Consider the following 3285-nt stretch of genomic DNA (forward strand, 5'->3'; position numbering starts at 1 on the left):
GTAATGACTCTAAGTGCTTTTCCTGCACATCGTGAGGATGTGGGAAACGCCTGCTGGACCTCCCCCAAAGCGGTGCTGACCTGCGATTTTGCCTTGACGGCGGAATTGCCGGGGTTCTGAAGGTGCCCGCTGTTCCGGGCTCATTGTGGGCGCCGTATTTGCCTTCTGAACTGCGGTTTCACTCCTGAGCGATTGCGGTTCTCGCAAACTGTGTGCGAAAATTGCAAAGGGTTCTTGATGATGCGAGGCGAACCATGGCACGGGATGACGGGAATGTTCTCTATGTTCCTTTCGGCGGTCAGACGCCGGATCCAGACTCGTTCCTGGCCCTCGTCCTGGATGGCTGGGCACGCCAGCAGCGTGCGCAGGATTTCTCGCCAGGGACCATCCGCACCAAGCGCAATGTTGTCTTGAGCTTCGTGGACTTCTCGGGCAAATATCCGTGGGAATGGAGCCTTGGCGACGCGGACGACTATTTTTCCCACGCCCGGGCCGTGAGGAACCTCGCCCACGGCACTGTCCGGGGGTATCAGGCGGCGGTGAAGCTGTTCTGTGACTATGCCTGCAGCCCGCAGTACGACTGGTGCGAGCAAAGCGCGAAGCTGTTTGGCCGAGTCTTCTCCCAGGTCGTGACGGAACTGAACCGGGTGACGCATTCGCAGCCGACCGAAGCCCGGCCCGGGAAACGACCCTTCAGCCAGCGTGAGCTACAGGAACTCTTCGACCTCGCAGATCTCGAGGTCGTGCGGATCCTGGACTCGGGCCGCAAGGGTGCCTTGTCTGCATGGCGTGACGCGATTGCTTTCAAGTCTGCCTACAGCTGGGGTCTGCGCTCCGAGGAATTCCGCCGCTTGCAGGTGTCCGATTTTTCCCGCAACGGCAAGGCACCCTACCTCGGAGACCATGGCGTCGTTCTGGTGCGCTGGGGCAAGCCGCACAGGGGTTCAGCCAAGAAGGTCCGGTCCGTCCTCACCGTTTGGGAGTGGTCCGCGGAGATGGTGGCCGATTGGATCAGAAACGGCCTCCCCCGCTACGGCCATCCAGTCACGGACCTGTTCCCCACCAGCGGCGGGAAAGTCGTCAGTGAGTCGCATCTGAACGACCGGCTCCATGACTTCCTGGATGAGCTGGGATACCCCAAGGGACTGGACCTGCATTCCTTCCGCCGCTCCTACGCCACGCACCTGAGCACGGTCGAAGGATTTGATCTGACCTTCGTGCAGCTGCAACTGGGCCATGATCACGCCTACACGACGTCCCTGTATACGCTGCCCTCCCCTGACTACCAGCGCCTCGCCCTTGAGCAAGTGCATGAACGAACCATCAAAGCGGCCCTGGCGCTGCCCTCAGAAAGGAAGCACCCATGAGCAGACGAGAAATCGCCTACACCTGGCGGGTCCGCGAGATCATGGCCCGTCGAGGGGTCCACACCGCCAAGGAGCTCGCTGCTCTCCTGCACGAGCGCGGCATTACCCTGACCGCCAACGCAATTTGGCGGATCGTGACCCAGGAGCCCGAACGGATCTCCTTCAAGGTTCTCGTCGCACTCTGTGATGCCCTGGATGTAACACCCAACGACCTCATCACTTACTCAGCCACCGAAGCCAAGACCATCCGGCACCGCAAAGCTGCCGGCGAAGACATCCCTGACCTGCACAAATACCGCCCAGTGCGCGCACGAATCGTCGAGGACGATGGCTAACCCGGGACGGCCCGCCACCGGAGGCAACGGATCCGCGCGGCCACCCACAATCAATTACCTGCAGACCTCCAGGAAACGGGGCCGGCCACGCTCCAGCGGGGATTATCTCTGCGGCCGGTGCAACCTGATGGTGGCTAAGATCCGGGTGCGCTGGCCTGACGGCCCGGTCTGCGGAGCCTGCTTCACGGAAGCCACCCACACTCGCGGCAGATGCCCCCGCTGCCTCGAAACCCGCATGCTCCCCGGACGCTCCCCTGACCACCAACCGATCTGCCGCGACTGCGCGGGCATCACCACCGACCTCACCTGCACCCGATGCAACCGTGAAATCGAAAGGTTCCGCGCCGGCCTTTGCATCCGCTGCGCTCTCCAGGACGACCTCACCGCGGTGCTCAAACCCGGTGACAACCTCAGCCTCCACCGCCTCATCAGCCTCCTCACCGAAACCGGCAGGCCCGAAAGCATCTACACCTACATGCGCCCTGGCACCCGAGCCAGGGAACTACTGAGCTCCATAGGCGACCGGACTCTCCCGCTGACACACGAAGCCTTTGACGCGCTCCCCCGGTCAACCGCCGCAGAGCACCTGCGCTACCTGCTCATGCACCACCGCATCATGCCCGGACGCGGCAACGAAAAGCTCGTACGCTTCGAGCAATGGCTTGCCAGCAAAATCAGCGACCTCCCCGATGATGGAACAACCCAAACCATCGAACGCTTCGCAACATGGCACCACCTCAAGCGCATCCGCGACAGAGCCACAGACCCAACAGTGAACCTCGAAACCGTCACCCACGCGGCCAAACAGGAAATCACCGAAGCCGCCAAACTTCTCATCTGGCTCCGCAATACTCATGGCATCGGAGCCGACGAACTCAGGCAAGCCCACATCGACGAATATCTCAGCATCGGGCCCAGCACCCACAAACATGTCCGCAACTTCGCACGCTGGCTCAACCGGCAAGGCCGCAGACCCTACGGGAAGCTCGACGTGCCCTTCAGGCCCGCACATTCCGTGCCAATGATCACCCAACAGGAACGCATCGAACTGGTCCGCAACTGCCTCGATTACAACCACGTCATCACATCGACACGCCTTGCAGGCCTCATCCTGCTGCTCTGGGCTCACCCCATCAACAAGATCGTCATGCTCAGCCGGGCCGACATCGAGAGCACCCCCGAGGGCATGTTCCTCAAGCTGGGCACCATTCCCGCCGCAATACCTGAAGCACTAACAGGGATGTTCTGGAACCAGCACCAGGGAAGCGGGAACCGGAACACCACTAACACGAACACTAACTGGCTGTTCCCAGGCACCCGGGCAGGCCAGTACATCCACCCGGCGACCCTTTCCGAACGACTCAAAGTCCTGGGCATCGATGGCCAGAGAGCCCGAAACGCAACACTGCGCGACCTCACCCAAGAAGTCGACGCCCGAACGCTGATGGATCTACTCGGTTACAGACCCGCCATCATCGCCCAACACGCCGCGAGATCGGCCACGAGAATGTCTGACTACATCGCCCTCAAGCAACGCCGCACCTGAGCATCCTGAGAAAACGGATAAAGCATTGCGCCACTAG

At 61.4% G+C, this 3285-nt stretch carries 3 protein-coding genes; all 3 read left to right on the forward strand.

Annotated elements, in window-relative coordinates; all coding sequences use genetic code 11:
• Positions 1-254 precede the first annotated feature (254 nt).
• Complete coding sequence (locus EU811_RS21665) at positions 255-1367, forward strand: tyrosine-type recombinase/integrase (protein ID WP_142940340.1); 1113 nt, start codon at positions 255-257, stop codon at positions 1365-1367.
• Positions 1364-1702, forward strand: a complete 339-nt coding sequence (locus EU811_RS21670; protein WP_142940341.1) for a helix-turn-helix domain-containing protein — start codon at positions 1364-1366, stop codon at positions 1700-1702. Before EU811_RS21665 ends, EU811_RS21670 begins: the two co-directional genes overlap by 4 nt.
• Before the next feature lie 235 nt (positions 1703-1937).
• Positions 1938-3248 carry a hypothetical protein gene (locus EU811_RS21675; RefSeq protein WP_142940342.1) on the forward strand — a complete coding sequence of 437 codons (1311 nt, stop codon included), beginning with the start codon at positions 1938-1940 and terminating at the stop codon, positions 3246-3248.
• The last annotated feature ends 37 nt before the right edge of the window (positions 3249-3285 follow it).

Source organism: Arthrobacter sp. TS-15 (assembly GCF_006964045.1).
In the GTDB taxonomy this organism is placed as follows: Bacteria; Actinomycetota; Actinomycetes; order Actinomycetales; family Micrococcaceae; genus Arthrobacter.